Here is a 16,988-nt window from a genome sequence, read left to right as displayed (position 1 = left end):
ACCCGATGTTGTCTGCCGGACTGCCGCAGGGCGCGGTGCCGAAGCTCGAACGCCCCGGCCCGCTCCGCGACCGCGTGTACGAGGCGCTGCTGGAACTCATCACCACCCGCGCCCTCCAGCCCGGCCAGCACCTCGTCGAGAGCGAACTCGCCGGCCACCTGGGCGTCTCCCGGCAGCCGGTGCGCGAGGCGCTGCAACGCCTGAACACCGAGGGCTGGGTCGACCTGCGCCCGGCCCAGGGCGCGTTCGTCCACGAGCCGACAGAGGCGGAGGCCGACCAACTGCTCACCGTCCGCACCCTGTTGGAGGCCGAGGCGGCCCGGCTCGCGGCGGCCGAGGCGGGCAGCGCGGGAGTGGCCGCCCTGGAGTCCCTGTGCGCCGAGGGCGAGCGGGCGGTCGCCGCGGACGACGTGGACACGGCGGTCGCCCTGAACGCCGCGTTCCACGCCAAGATCATGGACCTGGCCGGCAACACGGTCCTCGCCGAACTCGCCGCCCAGGTCGACCGCCGGGTCCGCTGGTACTACACGCCGGTGGCCCGCCAGCGCGGCCGCCAGTCCTGGATCGAACACCGTGCGCTGATCGCGGCGATCACGTCCCGCGACGAACAACTCGCGACCACCCTGATGCGCGAACACACCGAACACACCCGCCGCTCGTACCACGAGCGCGCGAGGTCCTGACCCTGGGCGGCACAGCGGGACGCCCCCTCCGGTGGCCGGCCGGATCCGGTCGCCGGAGGGGTGCGCGTGGAACGGGGGCGGCCCTCAGGTCGCCGTCTGCGGTTGTACTGCCCCCGCCGTCGCGCTCGTGCCCGTTGTCCGGCCCGGCTGGTGGAGCAGCAGGGCCAGTGCCGCCGCCACCATCGACACCCCGCCCGCCAGGGCGTACGCGCCGTCGTAGCCCCAGGCTCCGACGACCATGGAACCGAGGCCGCCGCCGAAGAGGCCGCTGACCAGCTTGCCGCTGTAGACCAGGCCGTAGTTGGTGGCGTTGTAGTTCTCGCCGAAGTAGTCCGGGGTGAGAGCGGCGAAGAGGGGGTAGAAGGCGCCGCCGCCGAAGCCCGAGAGGAACGCGAAGAACAGGAACAGCCACTCGCTCTTCACGTCGCCGGCCCAGATCACGCCGAACTGGGCGAGGCCCAGGACGAGTATCACGAAGACCAGGGTCGGCTTGCGGCCCAGGCGGTCGGAGAGCCAGCCGACCACGCCCCGGCCGACCCCGTTGATCACCGCCATCACGCCCATGGAGGAGGCCGCCACCAGGGGACCGAAGCCGACGTCCTTCGCGAAGTCGACCTGGAAGGAGATCCCGAAGATCGAGACGCCGGCCGTCATGACGATGGAGATCCACATCAGCGGGAGCATGCCGGTGCGGATCGCCTCCTTGGGGGTGAACTGGCGTACCGCGGGCGGGTTCTTGGCGAGCGCCGTCGCGGTCTTCGTGCCGCCCGAGTGCGTGAGCGGGTCGATGTCGGCCGGCCACCAGTTCTTCGGCGGGTCCTTGAAGAAGAACGCGGTGACCAGGACCACGACCATCACATAGGCGCCGATGAGGTCCAGGACCCGGTGGTAGTTCGCCGTGTCGAAGGCGTAGTTGAAGATGAAGATGAAGGGCAGCGAGCCGTAGGCGAACCCGCCGTTCACGAAACCCGTGCGGGCGCCCCGGCGTTCGGGGAACCACTTGCCGACCATGTTGATGCAGGTCGCGTACACCAGGCCGGAGCCGAGGCCGCCGATCACACCGAAACCGATGATCGCCAGCCAGATCTCGCTGATGTGGGAGAGGGCCAGGAAGCCGATCAGGCACATGCCCGAGCCGGTGTACATGGCGCGCCGTGCCGTGAGGATGCCCTTCTCGCGCAGCCAGCCCGCCGGGAAGGCGATGCCGGCCTGGAAGAACACCCAGACGCTCAGGATCCAGAAGGTGTTGGACTGCGTCCAGCCGTGCGCGTGGGACAGGGTGTCCTCGGCGGAGCCGTACGCGTACTCGAAGACGCTGATGGCCATCATGGCGATCCACGGGAGGTACACCATGATGTTCCGGGAGTGGCCGAGGATGTCCCGGTCGGTCTCGCCGATCCGGTAGACGCGGCCGCGGGCGTCCGTGACCTCGCGGTACGGGAGCCGTCCGGTGCCGGTGCTGTTCGTGGCTACAGGGTCTGCCGTCATGTCACGCCATCTCCTCGCCGAGCGGATGCGGGTTGGGGACGATGCGCCGGGCGCTGGGCCTGCCCGGTGCCTTGAGGAAGAGGGCCAGCACTGCGGAGGCCAGGCCGACGGAGCCCGCGAGGACGAACGCGCCGTGGTAGTCCCACTCACCGACGACGACCGCGCCCAGACCGGAGCCCACCAGGCCGGATATCAGCTTGGAGCTGTAGACCATCCCGTAGTTGGTGGCGTTGTTGTTCTCACCGAAGTAGTCCGCCGTCATGGCCGCGAACAGCGGGAAGATCGCCCCGCCGCCGAACCCCGAGACCATGGAGCAGAACAGGAAGAACGGCATGCTGTGCAGCTGGCCGGAGACCAGCACCCCGAACTGGGCCGTGCCGAGGACGACACAGACGATGACGAGGGTGCCGCGGCGGCCGTACCGGTCCGAGATCCAGCCGATGACCCCGCGGCCGGTGCCGTTGACGATGGCCTTCAGGGACATGGCCGTGGCCACGATCCCGCCGGCGAACCCCATGTCCTTGCCGAACGGCACCTGGAAGGCGATGCCGAAGATGTTGATGCCGGCCGTGCAGAGCAGACAGAACCACATCATCCACAGGACGGGGGTACGGGCGGCCTCCTTGGGGGTGTACTGCTTGACCGCGGGCGGGTTCTTCTCCAACGCCCTCCGGACCCGCGGATCCTGAGTGACCCTCAGCGGATCGACGTGCGGCGGCCACCAGTTCTTCGGCGGGTCCTTGAAGAACCAGCCGGCCGACGCCACCACCAGGCACAGTCCGACGCCGACCGCGGACAGGACGGCCTTGTAGTTGCTCAGGTCGAGCACCGAGGTGAAGAGGAAGACGAACGGCACGGACCCGTAGGCGAATCCGCCGTTCACGAAGCCGGTCTTGCCGCCCTTGCGTTCCGGGTACCACTTGCCGACCATGTTCACGCAGGTCGCGTAGACCAGGCCGGCGCCGACACCGCTGCACATGCCGAAGCCGAGGTAGGCGACGACCACGTTCGGCGCGAACGCCAGCGCCAGATAGCCCAGCAGTGTGCCGGCCGCGCCGATCAGCATCGCGGTACGGGCGGGCAGCCGTCCGCTCTCCCGCAGCTGCCCGGCCGGGAAGGCCACGGCCGCCTGGAAGAACACCCAGACGCCCATCAGCCAGAAGATGTGCCCGCTGCTCCACAGATGCGCCTCGTGCAGCGTCTCCTCCGCCGACGTGAACGCGTACTCGGCGGAGCTGATGCCCATCATGCCCACCCAGGGCAGGACGACCATCCACTTCCTCGTCCGGCCCATGAGATCGACGTCGGTCTCGCCGATCCGGTATCTGCGGCCGTTGCGGTCCGTCACCTCCCTGAAGGGGACGGACGCCGTTAGATCGATGGATGACATGCTCGTTCAGCACCCCTTGCGTCGAAAGTTCTGGCCAGCGCCCCCTGTCCAATGCCTTTCGTGCGCGCACGGGTCCCGGGGCCGGCCGGGGACGCGCTCCGCCGGCCGGCCCCTTCCTCGGCTACGTCATGACGCGCCCCCCAGCAGTCCGGCCGCCCGCGCCCAGCGGTACTTGGCGCCCAGCACGGCCACCGGCCGTTCGGTCGTGTACGGGTACGCCACGACCCCCCGCTCGTACAGGTACTGGCAGGCCTCCTCGACCTCGACGTCCCCCGCGAGCGAGGCGACGACCGGCTTCTCGACGCCCCGCTCCCGGAACTCCGCGACCACGCGGGCCGTCAGTTCGGCGAAGACCATCGGCGGGGTGACGATGGTGTGCCAGTAGCCGAGGACGAGGGCGTGGATCCGCGGGTCCTCAAGTCCCAGCCGGATCGTCGCCTCGTACGTGGACGGCGGCTCGCCGCCCGTGATGTCCACCGGGTTGCCGGCGGCGCCGAACGGCGGGATGAAACGCCGGAACGCCTCGTCCAGGTCCGGCGGAATCTCCATCAGGGACAGCCCGTTGTCCGTGACGGCGTCCGACAGCAGCACGCCGCTGCCGCCCGCCCCCGTGATGATCACGATGTTGTCGCCCCGCGGGGTGGGCAGCACCGGCAGGCCACGGGCGTACTCCAGCATGTCGTTCAGGCCCGGCGCGCGGATCACCCCGGCCTGCCGCAGGATGTCGTCGTACACCGCGTCGTCGCCCGCGAGCGCCCCGGTGTGCGAACCGGCCGCCCTGGCACCGGCCGCCGTACGGCCCGCCTTCAGGACCACGACAGGCTTCCTCGGTACGGTGTTCCGCGCCGCGTCGACGAACGCGCGGCCGTCCTTCAGGTCCTCCAGGTGCATCGCGATGCACTCGGTGTGCGGGTCCTCGCCGAACCAGGTCAGCAGGTCGTCCTCGTCCAGGTCCGACTTGTTGCCGAGGCCGACGATCGCCGACACCCCGGTCTTCGTGGTGCGGGCGAAGCCGAGGATCGCCATACCGATCCCGCCCGACTGGGACGTCAGCGCCACCCCGCCCTTCACGTCGTACGGCGTGCAGAACGTGGCGCACAGGTCCTGCCAGGTGGAGTAGTAGCCGTAGATGTTGGGGCCGAGGATCCGGATGCCGTGGCGCTCGCCGATCGCGACGATCTCGTCCTGGAGCTCGTGTTCGCCGGTCTCCGCGAAACCGGAGGGGATCAGGACGGCGTTGGGGATCTTCTTCCGGCCCACCTCCTCCAGCGCCGCCGCGACGAACTTGGCGGGAATGGCGAAGACGGCCACATCCACCTCACCGGGAACGTCCGTGACACTCTTGTACGCCTTGCGGCCCAGAATGTCATCGGCCCTGGGGTTCACCGGATGGATCTCGCCGGCGAACCCGCCGTCGACGAGGTTGCGCATCACCGAATTGCCGATCTTCCCGGCCTCGTTGGAGGCACCGATCACGGCGACCGAGCGCGGCCGCATCAGTCGGCGCATGGTCTCCAGGATCTCGTCACGGGTGTACTTCCGGCGCGGTGGCGGCTGCTTGTCCGCGAGGATGATCCGGATGTCGGCGGCGACCGCGCCCTCCGCGGTGGCGATCACCGGATTCAGGTCCACCTCGGCGATCTCCGGGAAGTCCGCGACGAGTTGGGAGACCCGGCGGATCTGCTCGGCGACCGCCCAACGGTCCACCCCGGCCTGTCCGCGCACCCCGCGCAGCACCTCGGCGGCCTTCACGGAGTCCAGCATGGACAGCGCCTCGTCGGCGGAGACGGGCGCCAGCCGGAAGGTCACGTCCTTCAGCACCTCGACCAGCACGCCGCCGAGCCCGAACGCGACGACCTTCCCGAAGGTCGGGTCGGTGACCGCGCCGACGATCACCTCCGTGCCCTTCGGCAGCAACTCCTGGACCTGGACGCCCTCGATGCGTGCCCCGGCGTCGTAGCCGCGCGCGTTCTCGATGATCCGGTGGAAGGCCGCGCGCACGTCCGCCGCGCCCTCGACGCCGATGACCACCCCGCCCGCGTCGGTCTTGTGCAGGATGTCCGGAGACACGATCTTCATGACCACCGGCCCGCCGAAACGCGCCGCGTACGCCACCGCCTCGTCGACGTCCGTCGCCAGCTCCTCGCCCGGTACGGCGATGCCGTACGCGTCGGCGATCACCTTGCCCTCGGGCGCGGTGAGCGCGCCCCGGCCCTGCGCGCGCACGGAGTCGAGGAGCGCACGGACCCGCAGCTCCCGGTCCTCTGCCATCACGTCAGATCACTCCGTTCGACTTGAGCAGGTGCAGCTCCTCGTCGCCGAGGCCCAGTTCGCCGATGTAGACCTCTTCGTTGTGCTCGCCCAGGAGAGGTGAACTGGTCACGTCCACGGGGGAGTCGGAGAGCTTGAGGGGGCTGCCGACGGTGACGAACTCGCCGCGCTCGGGGTGCGGGACGGTGACCACCATCTCGTTGGCGACCAGCGACTCGTCCTCGATGATCTCCTTGGTGGAGAGGATCGGCCCGCACGGGATGTTGTGGGCGTTGAGCCGTTCCAGCACCTCCCACTTGGGGAGCGTCGAGGACCACTCCTCGATCAGCTGGAACATCTTGCCGAGCTTGGGCAGCCGGGCCTCCGGAGTGGCCCACTCGGGGTCGTCCGCGAGCTCCGGCCGGCCGATGAGCCCGGTGATGGGCTGCCAGCCGACGGGCTGCACGATCACGTAGACGTAGTCGTTGGGACCGCCGGGTGCGCACTTGACCGCCCAGCCGGGCTGGCCGCCGCCGGACGCGTTGCCGGAGCGGGGCACCTCGTCGCCGAAGTCCTCGTTCGGGTACTCCGCGAGCCGGCCGTGGGCGAGCCGCTGCTGGTCGCGGAGCTTGACCCGGCAGAGGTTGAGCACGGCGTGCTGCATGGCGACGTTGACGCGCTGGCCGCGCCCGGTGCGCTCCCGCTGGAGGAGCGCCGCCAGGATCCCGGCGACGGTGTGCACACCGGTGCCCGAGTCACCGATCTGCGCTCCGGTGGCCAGTGGCGGTCCGTCCTCGAAGCCGGTGGTCGACATCGACCCGCCCATCGCCTGGGCGACCACCTCGTACGCCTTGAAGCCGGTGTACGGGCCGTCCCCGAACCCCTTGATGGAGGCGTACACGATCCGCGGGTTGAGCTCCTTGATGCGGTCCCAGGTGAACCCCATCCGGTCGACCGCGCCCGGCCCGAAGTTCTCGACCATGACGTCCGAGCGCCGGATCAGCTCGGCCAGGATCTCCTTGCCGCGTTCGGTCTTGGTGTTGAGGGTGATGCTCCGCTTGTTGCAGTTGAGCATCGTGAAGTAGAGGGAGTCGACGTCCGGGAGGTCCCGCAGCTGCTTGCGGGTGATGTCACCGGTCGGCGCCTCCAGCTTGACGACGTCCGCACCGAGCCAGGCGAGCAGCTGGGTGGCGGACGGGCCCGACTGGACGTGGGTCATGTCGAGGACGCGAATGCCGTCGAGTGCCTTGGTGGTCACGGGCGTTCACCTCACTTGTACATGGTCTGGTTCATGGTTCCGGGGGCGTACGCGTCCGGGTCGACCCAGACGTTGATCAGCGACGGCTTGCCCGACTCACGGGCCCGGCGCAGCGCGGGTCCGATGTCGGCGGGGTCGCGGACCTCCTCGCCGTGACCGCCCAGCAGCTGGGCGAACTTGTCGTAGTGGACGTCCCCGAGGGTGTTGCCGACCCGCTCGCGTTCCTTGCCGTACTTGGCGGCCTGGCCGTAACGGATCTGGTTCATCGAGGAGTTGTTGCCGACGATCCCGACGAAGGGGAGGTCGTAGCGGACCAGGGTCTCGAAGTCCCAGCCGGTGAGCGAGAAGGCGCCGTCGCCGAACAGGGCGACCACCTCCTTGTCGGGGCGGGCCTGCTTGGCGGCGAGCACGAAGGGGACGCCGACGCCGAGGGTGCCGAGGGGGCCCGGGTCCATCCAGTGGCCGGGGGACTTGGGCTGTACCACCTGCCCCGAGAAGGTGACGATGTCACCGCCGTCGCCGATGTAGATCGAGTCCTCGGTGAGGAAGTCGTTGATCTCGCTGACCAGGCGGTACGGGTGGATGGGCGAGGCGTCCGACTTCAGGCTCGGCAGCCGCTTCTCCAGCGCGGTCTGCTCGGCGGCGTGCAGCTCGTCCAGCCACTCCTTGCGCCGGGAGGCCCCGCCGTTCACCCGGCCCGAGGCGGCCTCCGTCACCGACTTCAGGACCAGCCCGGCGTCGCCGACGATCCCGAGGTCGATGTCCCGGTTCTTGCCGACCGTGCGGTAGTCGAGGTCGATCTGCACGACGGTCGCGGTGGGGGACAGGCGCTTGCCGTAGCCCATCCGGAAGTCGAAGGGCGTGCCGACGATCACGATGACGTCGGCGTTGGAGAAGGCGTACCGGCGGGACAGCTGGAAGTGGTGCGGGTCGCCGGGCGGCAGGGTGCCGCGCGCCGCGCCGTTCATGTACGCCGGGACGTTCAGGGTGCGTACGAGGTCGATGGCGGCCGCGGTGCCCCGGGTCGTCCAGACCTGGCTGCCCAGCAGCACGGCCGGTTTCTCGGCGTGCACCAGCAGGTCGGCGAGCCGCTCGATCGCCTCGGGGTCGCCGGCGGAGCGGGTGGAGGCCCGGTAGCCGCCGCCCCTGGGTATGCGTGCCCTGTCCGCCGGGACCTTGGCGTCCAGGACGTCACGGGGGATTTCCAGGAAGGACGGTCCGGGCGCGCCGTGGTAGCACTCGCGGAACGCCATCGACACCATGTCGGCGGCGCGCGCGGTGTCCGGGACGGTGGCCGCGAACTTGGTGATGGGCGCCATCATGTCGACGTGCGGCAGGTCCTGCAGGGAGCCCATCTTGTGCTGGGTGAGCGCTCCCTGGCCGCCGATCAGCAGCATCGGGGACTCCGCGCGGAAGGCGTTGGCCACCCCGGTGACGGCGTCGGTCGTGCCGGGGCCGGCGGTGACGACCGCGCACCCCGGCTTGCCGGTGACGCGCGCGTAGCCGTCGGCGGCGTGGGCGGCCACCTGCTCGTGGCGGACGTCGACGACTTCTATGCCCTCGTCCACGCAGCCGTCGTAGATGTCGATGATGTGGCCGCCGCACAGGGTGTAGATGCGGTCGACCCCCTCGGCCTTCAGCGCCTTCGCAACGAGATGACCACCGGATATGACGTCCTGGGTGTCGTCGGGCATGGCGAAGTCCTGTCCCTTCGTAGGGGGTTGGATGCCGTCTCGGTACATTGCATACAGTCGACGAATACTGTATGAACCTTGTTATCCCGCATCCGGTGGGTGGTGTCCAGGGGGCGTGCGGCACTTTCAAGACAGGAGCCGGAATGGACCTGTACGAACACCAGGCAAGGGAACTCTTCGAGGAACACGGCATCTTGGTCCCGAGGGCCGAGATCACCGACTCGCCCAAGGAAGCGCGGGAGATCGCCCGCCGGCTCGGCGGGCGCGTGGTGGTGAAAGCCCAGGTGAAAACCGGCGGCCGGGGCAAGGCGGGTGGCGTGAAGCTCGCCGCCGACCCGGCCGCCGCGGAGCTGACCGCCCGCCAGATCCTCGGCATGGACATCAAGGGCCACACCGTCGGCAAGGTGATGCTGGCCCAACCCGTCGACATCGAGCGCGAGTTCTACGTCTCCTACGTCCTCGACCGGGCGGCCGGCGGCTTCCTCGCCATCGCCTCCGCCGAGGGCGGCACGGAGATCGAGGAGGTGGCCGCGGCCCGGCCCGAGGCGGTGGCACGCATACCCGTCGACCCCGCCAGGGGCGTCACGTCGGCGAAGGCCGCCGAGATCGCGGCGGCCGCCGGCCTGCCGCCGCAGACGGTCGACGCACTCGTACGACTGTGGGACGTACTCGTCCTCGAGGACGCCCTGCTCGTCGAGGTGAACCCGCTCGTCCGCACCCGGCAGGGGCAGATCCTGGCCCTCGACGGCAAAGTCACCCTTGACGACAACGCCCGCTTCCGACAAGCCCGTTGGGGCGACGAGGACACCGGGCACCCCGATCCGCTGGAGGCGGCCGCCGCCGCGAAGGGCCTCAACTACGTGAAGCTGGACGGCGAGGTCGGCGTGATCGGCAACGGCGCGGGCCTGGTGATGTCCACCCTGGACGCGGTGGCCGGCTGCGGCGCGCGCCCCGCCGACTTCCTGGACATCGGAGGCGGGGCGTCCGCCCGGATCATGGCCGACGGACTCGCCGTGATCCTCTCCGACCCCGACGTGAGGTCCGTCCTCGTCAACGTCTTCGGCGGGATCACGGCGTGCGACGCGGTCGCCGACGGCATCGTCCAGGCCCTCGACACCGTCCGGCTGACCAAGCCCCTGGTGGTCCGCCTCGACGGCAACAACGCGGCGCGCGGCCGGGCGATCCTCGACGCCCGCGCGCATCCCCTGGTCGAACAGGCCACCACCATGGACGGCGCCGCCCGCCGCGCCGCCGAACTCGCCCACAGCGCCTGAGGAGCCGGGACATGGCGATCTATCTCACCAAGGAGAGCAAGGTCCTCGTCCAGGGCATGACCGGCGGCGAGGGCATGAAGCACACCCGGCGGATGCTCGCCGCCGGCACCGACGTCGTCGGGGGCGTCAACCCGCGCAAGGCGGGCCGGACCGTCGAGTTCGACGAGCGGACCGTGCCGGTGTTCGGGTCGGTCGCCGACGGCGCCCGGGCCACCGGCGCCGACGTCACCGTCGTCTTCGTGCCACCGGCCTTCGCCAAGGCCGCGGTGCTGGAGGCCGCCGACGCCGGAATCGGTCTCGCCGTCGTCATCACCGAGGGCATCCCGGTCCATGACTCCGTCACCTTCACCTCGTACGCCCGTGCCCGGGGCACTCGGGTCATCGGGCCCAACTGCCCCGGACTGATCACGCCCGGCCAGTCCGACGCGGGCATCATCCCGGCCGACATCGCCAGGCCGGGCCGGATCGGACTCGTCTCCAAGTCGGGCACGCTGACCTACCAGCTCATGCACGAACTGCGGGACATCGGCTTCAGCACCTGCGTCGGCATCGGCGGTGACCCGGTCGTCGGCACCGGTCACATCGACTGCCTGGCCGCCTTCGAGCAGGACCCGGACACCGAACTCGTCGTGCTCATAGGGGAGATCGGCGGGGACGCGGAGGAGCGGGCCGCCGCCTACATCCGGGAGCACGTCAGCAAGCCGGTCGTCGGCTACATCGCCGGGTTCACCGCGCCGGAGGGCCGGACCATGGGGCACGCCGGAGCGATCGTCTCCGGCTCGACCGGTACCGCACAGGCCAAGAAGGAGGCCCTGGAGGCGGCCGGGGTGCGGGTGGGGAGCACGCCCACCGGGACGGCCCGACTGGTGCTCGAGCTCCTGGAAGTGAGGGGCCGATCATGAATCTGGTCCGCAAGCCCGGCACCGGCTGGGACGACGCCTGGACGCGCTGTCTCGCCGTCGCCCCCGAGGCCTTCCAGGACGACCGGGTCCGCAATCTCTGGGCCGCCGGCTGGCGCCCCGACGGCAGGCCGCTGCCCGCCACGAGTCCCGTGGACGGCAGCCCCGTCGCCGGCGCGCCACGCCTCGACCGGGACACCGCGCGGCGGGCCGTGCGCGCCTGCCTCGACCAGCACCGGGCCTGGCGGCACGTCCCGCTGGCGGAGCGCCGGGCGCGGGTGGCCGCCACCCTGGACGCGCTGGCCGAGCACCGCGAACTGCTCGCCCTGCTCCTGGTCTGGGAGATCGGCAAACCCTGGCGGCTCGCCCAGGCCGACGTGGACCGGGCGGTCGACGGGGTGCGCTGGTACGTCGACGGCATCGAACCGATGCTGGCGGGGCGGGTCCCGCTGGACGGCCCGGTGTCCAACATCGCCAGCTGGAACTACCCGATGAGCGTGCTCGTTCACGCGGTACTGGTCCAGGCTCTGGCGGGCAACGCGGTGGTGGCGAAGACCCCGACCGACGGCGGGGTCGCCTGCCTCACCCTGGCCATGGCGCTGGCCGCCCGGGAGGGCCTGCCGGTCACGCTGCTCAGCGGCAGCGGGGGAGAGCTGTCCGAGGCGCTGGTGCGGGCGCCCGAGATCGGCTGCGTCTCCTTCGTCGGCGGCCGGGACACCGGTGCCGCGGTGGCCACCGCCGTCACCGACCTCGGTAAACGGCACGTACTCGAACAGGAGGGACTCAACACCTGGGGCATCTGGAACCTCACCGACTTCAGCGCGTTCGCCGCCGCCGTCCCACGGCTCTTCGACTACGGCAAGCAGCGCTGCACGGCGTATCCACGGTTCGTCGTCCAGCGCGAGCTGTTCGACGCGTTCCTCACCGCCTACCTGCCGGCGGTCCGCGGCCTGCGCATCGGCCACCCGCTCGCCGTCGCCGACCCCGGGGACCCGCTCCCGGAACTGGACTTCGGGCCGGTGATCAACGCGGCCAAGGCGAAGGACCTCACCGACCAGGTGGCCGAGGCCGTCGACCGCGGCGCCGTCCCGCTGCACCGCGGCAGCCCGGCCGACGCGCACTTCCTGCCCGGCCAGGACACCTCGTCGTACGTCCACCCGGTCACCCTCCTCAACCCGCCCCCGTCCTCACCGCTGCACCACGCGGAACCCTTCGGCCCGGTCGACACGATCGTCCTCGTCGACACGGAGGCGGAGCTGCTGGCCGCCATGAACGCGTCCAACGGCGCGCTGGTCGCCACGCTCTCCACCGACGACGAGGCGACCTTCGCGCGCCTGGCCCCGGGGATCCGCGCCTTCAAGGTCGGCCACGGCAAGCCCCGCTCACGCGGCGACCGCGACGAGCTCTTCGGCGGCTTCGGCGCGTCCTGGCGGGGCGCGTTCGTGGGCGGGGAACTACTGGTCAAGGCGGTGACCCAGGGTCCGGCGGGGGAGCGGCTGCCGGGGAACTTCCCGGAGTACCAGCTCATGCCGTGAGAACGGGCGGCGACCGCGGCGCGGGCCGGGCCCCCGGCGGTCCGCGGGGGGCCGCCGTACGGACGCGACCGCGCCGTACGACGGCCCCGCGTTCCCGGGCCCGGCGCCCCTCGGGTAGCGGACCGGGTACACACCGTGAGGTCCGCGCCCACCTGCGGATATGCCACGGGAAACGCAGGTGAAGGGCACTCCGAAAGCTTGGTATTGTTGTCCATGTCGCCGCGGGGAACACCCCCGGCCAGGCGGCAGACACCTGGTCCGGGTGGCGGAATGGCAGACGCGCTAGCTTGAGGTGCTAGTGCCCTTTATCGGGCGTGGGGGTTCAAGTCCCCCCTCGGACACAACCAGGGACGTTCACGAGATCGTCCCGAAGCGTTCACGAATTACCGGTCGAGTCATGTGACTCACCGGTATTTCGTCGTTTCTGGACATACCTGCGCGACGGCTGGTGTCCGTGGCGGAGGCTCGACCGATGTGGCATTGAGCAGGGTCTGTCCCACGCGTCCGTGTGGCAGGCGGAGCTTGGGATACCCCCTCGGCCGCCGTTCCCGAGTGATCACCTGCCGCGAGAGCGTCTCCCGCGCGGCTTCCAGCTGCCCGGTCGATCCGGCGATCTCCGCCTGGCACTCATCAGCGTTTCGGCGCTTGCCCCAGGTCCGCCCAAGACCCTCCGACACATGCGTGCTTTGTGCAGTGCAACGCGCTGATCGTGCAGGAACTCACCCGGAGGCCCTTCGCATACTCGGTGCCCGAGCCACCCACACAATCCCCGATGACGCGGAGGCCGAGCTCAGTGCGAACATTCGAGTACACATCCCGTCCCTCGCGGGTCGTCTTCGGTTCCGGCACGGTGCGCCGGGTCCGTGACGAGGCCGAGCGGCTCGGCTGCTCCCGGGTACTGCTGCTGTCCAGCCCAGCTCTGCCGGAGGCCTCCGCGCGAGTCCGCCGGACCCTCGGCGACCTGCTGGTGGCGGAATTCGACGGCGCGGCCATGCACACCCCGGTCGAGGTGACGGAGCGGGCGCTCGACGTGCTCACGCAGGCCGCCGCCGACGGCATCGTGGCCGTCGGGGGCGGTTCGACGACAGGCCTGTCAAAGGCGCTCGCCCTGCGCACGGACCTCCCGCAGGTCGTCCTGCCGACCACGTACGCGGGCTCCGAGGTGACCCCCGTGCTCGGCGAGACACGGGACGGGCGCAAGGTCACGCGGTCCTCCGCGGCGATCCTGCCCGAAACCGTCGTCTACGACGTGGACTTCACCCTCACTCTGCCGCTGCCCATGACGGTCACCAGCGGTGTCAACGCACTCGCGCACGCCGTCGAGGCCCTGTACTCCTCCGACGCCAACCCGGTCACCGACCAGCAGGCCCTCGATGCGATCTCCCGCATCGCGCGGGCGCTGCCCCTCCTGACCGCCGACCCTGCCGACCCGGAAGCGCGCGCCGATCTCCTGCATGCGGCCTGGCTCGCCGGGACCTGTCTCGCCACCGTCGGTATGGGCCTGCACCACAAGCTGTGCCACACCCTCGGCGGCAGTTTCGATCTGCCGCATGCCGAGACCCACACGGTCGTCCTGCCGCACGCCATGGCCTACAACGCGCCCGCTGTCCCCGGCGTGATGCGTCGCATCGCCGACGCCCTGGGTGTGCCGGACGCCCCGAGCGGCGTGTACGACCTGGTCGCCTCCCTGGGCGGGCCCACCTCGCTGCGCGAACTCGGCCTGCCGGAGTCGAGCCTCGCCCACGCGGCCGAACTGGCCGTCTCGACGCCCTACCCGAACCCGCGGGAGCTGACCGCCGAGGGCATGGCGGAGTTGCTGACCGGCGCCTGGTACGGGCGCCGCCCCGAAGGCCCCCCGTCCACGGAAGCGGGGCTCGCCCGCCTCACCGAACAGGTGGTGGCCAGCTTCGCGAGGGCGCCCGAGCCCCGGGTCCGTACCCTGCTCAGCGACCTCGTCCGGCACCTGCACACTTTCGTCGCCGCCAACTACGTCACCGACGCCGAATGGCAGTACGCCATCGACTTCCTCACCCGGACGGGACAGCTGTGCAGCCCGACCCGCCAGGAGTTCGTCTTGCTGTCGGACACCCTCGGTGTCTCCAGCGCCGTCGATCTGCTCACCAACTCCCGTACGCCCACCACCACACCGTCCGCAGTGCTCGGCCCCTTCTACGTGGAGGGGCCACCCGAGGCCGCGCACGGAAGCGACATCTCCGGCGGGTTGCCCGGCATCCCGCTCTGGGTGGACGTGCGGATCACCGGCACCGACGGCGAGCCCGTCAAAGACGCGGTCGTGGACGTGTGGCAGTCCAACAAAGAGGGCTTCTACGACGTCCAACTCCCCGATCTGGACGGACCGGTGCTGCGTGCCCGGTTGCGCACCCACGCCGACGGGCGGATCAGGTTCTGGTCCATCCTGCCCTCGGAGTACCCGATCCCCGACGACGGACCGGTCGGGCACATGCTCGAAGCGGTGGAGCGGCATCCCTTCCGGGCACCGCATCTCCACTTCATGATCGGCGCACCCGGCCACCGCCGTCTCGTCACACAGCTGTTCGTGTCAGGCGGCGCCTATCTGGACAGCGACACGGTCTTCGGCGTCAAGGACGAGCTTGTCGTCGACTTCGCGCCGCAGACCGGCCCCACCCCCGACGGCCGTCAGGTCGAGGGGGAGTGGCGCCGCCTCGACTACACCTTCCGCATCGCCCCCCTGGCCGACTGACCGAGGAGCGTCCACCGATGACATCCACCGACGCACACCACACCTACGACACCGACGTCCTCGTCGTCGGCAGCGGCCCCGCCGGCGGCTCGGCCGCCCTGGCGCTGGCCACCTACGGCATCCGCACCCTGCTGGTGACGAAATACGGCTGGCTCGCCAACACCCCGCGGGCACACATCACCAACCAGCGCACCATGGAAGTGCTGCGCGACCTCGGCGTCGAATCCGAGGCACTGACGTTCGGCAGCCCGTCCCACCTCATGGGCGACACGGTGCTGTGCACCTCGCTGACCGGGCAGGAGATCGGCCGCATCCGCAGCTGGGGCACGGGGCCCGCCTCGGCCACCGAATACGCCTCGAAGAGCCCCTGCGAGATGATCGACCTGCCGCAGACCTACCTGGAGCCGATCCTGGTGAGCAACGCGGCGTCCCGCGGCGCCAAGGTCCGCTTCGACACCGAGTTCATCGGCTTCACCCAGGACGCTGATGGCGTCACCGCCTTCCTGCGTGACCGGGTCCGCGGCGACGAGTTCACCGTGCGGGCCCGCTACCTGATCGGCGCGGACGGAGGGCGCAGCACGGTCGCCGAGCAGCTCGGCCTGCCCTTCGACGGGCGCATGGCCAAGGCCGGCAGCATGAACATCGTCTTCAAGGCCGACCTCACCCGCTACTGCGCCCACCGGCCCAGCGTTCTGTACTGGGTGCTGCGGCCCGGGGCGGAGACCGGCGGCATCGGCATGGGCCTGGTCCGTATGGTCCGTCCGTGGAACGAGTGGCTGCTGGTGTGGGGTTACGACATCGAGCAGCCGCCGCCGGAGGTGGACGAGAAGGCGGCGCGGCAGATCGTGCGTGATCTTGTCGGTGACCCCGACCTGCCGGTCGAGATCACATCGACCTCGCTGTGGACGGTCAACCACAGCTATGCCACGGTGTATTCGTCCGGGCGTGTCTTCTGCGCCGGCGACGCCGTGCACCGTCATCCGCCGTCCAACGGGCTCGGCTCCAACACCTCCGTCCAGGACTCCTACAACCTCGCCTGGAAGCTCGCCATGGTGATCCGCGGGGAGGCCGGAGAAGCGCTGCTCGACAGCTACACGGCCGAACGCGCTCCCGTCGGGCGGCAGATCGTCGAGCGGGCCAACCTCAGCCGTGACCAGTTCGGCCCGATCTTCGAGGTGCTGGGCGTCGGCGGCGGCAGCGACGAGCAGGCCATCGCCGAAGGACTCGCGGTGCTCGGGGCGCAGACGCCTGAGGGCAGCAAGAAGCGGCGCCTTCTCGAAGAAGCGATCCAGCTCAAGAACTACGAGTTCAACGCGCACGGCGTGGAGATGAACCAGCGCTACGCCTCCTCGGCGGTGCTGTCCGACGACGGTCCCGCCGAAGTCTCGGAGCAGGACAGCGAGTTGGTGGCCAGGCCGACCACCCGGCCCGGCGCGAAGCTGCCGCACGCCTGGCTCGTCGACGCCCACGGCGAGCGTCTGTCCACGCTGGACGTCGTCGGTGACGGCACCTTCACCGTGCTGACCGGCCTGTCGGGCGGCGTCTGGGACACCGCCGCGACCGCGTGCCAGGCAGAGCTCGGCGTTCCGCTGCGGGTGGTGCGCATCGGCCACGACAACTGCCGTGACATGTACGGCGAATGGAGCCGAGTCAGCGAGATCGCCGAGGACGGCGTGCTGCTGGTGCGTCCCGACGGCTACGTCGCCTGGCGCCGCGCCACCGCATCCGAGAGCGCGCAGTCGGCCCAGGACGAACTGCTCGGCGCGCTGCGCCGGGTGCTGGACCGGTAGGAGAG

The 16,988-nt window shown here is 70.4% G+C and carries 11 protein-coding genes and 1 tRNA gene; 7 read left to right on the top strand and 5 right to left on the bottom strand.

The genetic code is table 11. From position 1 onward, the window contains the following. Window positions 1-5: 5 nt before the first annotated feature. Window positions 6-683 (top strand): GntR family transcriptional regulator, encoded by a 678-nt coding sequence (locus tag MB828_RS01325; RefSeq protein WP_301646563.1) that lies wholly within the window; start codon window positions 6-8, stop codon window positions 681-683. An 84-nt stretch (window positions 684-767) separates the two neighbouring features. On the opposite strand, the gene MB828_RS01320 is transcribed toward MB828_RS01325, so the two are convergent. From MB828_RS01320 to MB828_RS01300, 5 genes are all read right to left on the bottom strand, one after another. Then, window positions 768-2,171: an OFA family MFS transporter gene (locus MB828_RS01320; protein ID WP_301646562.1), complete on the bottom strand. Its 1,404-nt coding sequence runs from the start codon at window positions 2,169-2,171 to the stop codon at window positions 768-770. Window position 2,172: 1 nt separating this feature from the next. Continuing rightward, window positions 2,173-3,561, bottom strand: a complete 1,389-nt coding sequence (locus tag MB828_RS01315; protein WP_301646561.1) for an OFA family MFS transporter — start codon at window positions 3,559-3,561, stop codon at window positions 2,173-2,175. 126 nt (window positions 3,562-3,687) lie between these two features. Beyond that, window positions 3,688-5,832, bottom strand: coding sequence for an acetate--CoA ligase family protein (locus tag MB828_RS01310; RefSeq protein WP_301646560.1), 2,145 nt, complete (start codon window positions 5,830-5,832; stop codon window positions 3,688-3,690). 4 nt (window positions 5,833-5,836) lie between these two features. Next, window positions 5,837-7,069: a formyl-CoA transferase gene (gene frc, locus MB828_RS01305; protein ID WP_301646559.1), complete on the bottom strand. Its 1,233-nt coding sequence runs from the start codon at window positions 7,067-7,069 to the stop codon at window positions 5,837-5,839. Window positions 7,070-7,080: 11 nt separating this feature from the next. After that, window positions 7,081-8,763 (bottom strand): thiamine pyrophosphate-binding protein, encoded by a 1,683-nt coding sequence (locus MB828_RS01300; protein WP_301646558.1) that lies wholly within the window; start codon window positions 8,761-8,763, stop codon window positions 7,081-7,083. A 143-nt stretch (window positions 8,764-8,906) separates the two neighbouring features. Here MB828_RS01300 and sucC point away from each other — a divergent pair, with 143 nt between their 5' ends. The 6 genes from sucC (at window position 8,907) to MB828_RS01270 (ending at window position 16,983) form a co-directional block, all read left to right on the top strand. Then, on the top strand, window positions 8,907-10,037 hold the full coding sequence (gene sucC / locus MB828_RS01295; protein WP_301646557.1) for an ADP-forming succinate--CoA ligase subunit beta: 1,131 nt from the start codon (window positions 8,907-8,909) through the stop codon (window positions 10,035-10,037). A gap of 11 nt (window positions 10,038-10,048) precedes the next feature. Then, window positions 10,049-10,939 carry a succinate--CoA ligase subunit alpha gene (gene sucD / locus MB828_RS01290; protein ID WP_301646556.1) on the top strand — a complete coding sequence of 297 codons (891 nt, stop codon included), beginning with the start codon at window positions 10,049-10,051 and terminating at the stop codon, window positions 10,937-10,939. Next, on the top strand, window positions 10,936-12,471 hold the full coding sequence (locus MB828_RS01285) for an aldehyde dehydrogenase family protein (RefSeq protein ID WP_301646555.1): 1,536 nt from the start codon (window positions 10,936-10,938) through the stop codon (window positions 12,469-12,471). The genes sucD and MB828_RS01285 overlap by 4 nt, the downstream gene beginning before the upstream one ends. Window positions 12,472-12,727: 256 nt before the next feature. Then, window positions 12,728-12,812: transfer RNA gene (locus MB828_RS01280), tRNA-Leu, on the top strand. A gap of 452 nt (window positions 12,813-13,264) precedes the next feature. Then, window positions 13,265-15,193: a maleylacetate reductase and hydroxyquinol 1,2-dioxygenase domain-containing protein gene (locus tag MB828_RS01275; protein WP_301646554.1), complete on the top strand. Its 1,929-nt coding sequence runs from the start codon at window positions 13,265-13,267 to the stop codon at window positions 15,191-15,193. A gap of 17 nt (window positions 15,194-15,210) precedes the next feature. Continuing rightward, window positions 15,211-16,983 (top strand): FAD-dependent oxidoreductase, encoded by a 1,773-nt coding sequence (locus MB828_RS01270; protein WP_301646553.1) that lies wholly within the window; start codon window positions 15,211-15,213, stop codon window positions 16,981-16,983. Window positions 16,984-16,988 lie beyond the last annotated feature (5 nt).

This window comes from Streptomyces arenae (assembly GCF_022343545.1).
Lineage (GTDB): Bacteria > Actinomycetota > Actinomycetes > Streptomycetales > Streptomycetaceae > Streptomyces > Streptomyces humi.
The sequence above is the reverse complement of the archived record's forward strand: the minus strand, read 5'-3'. Positions and strand labels throughout refer to the sequence as shown.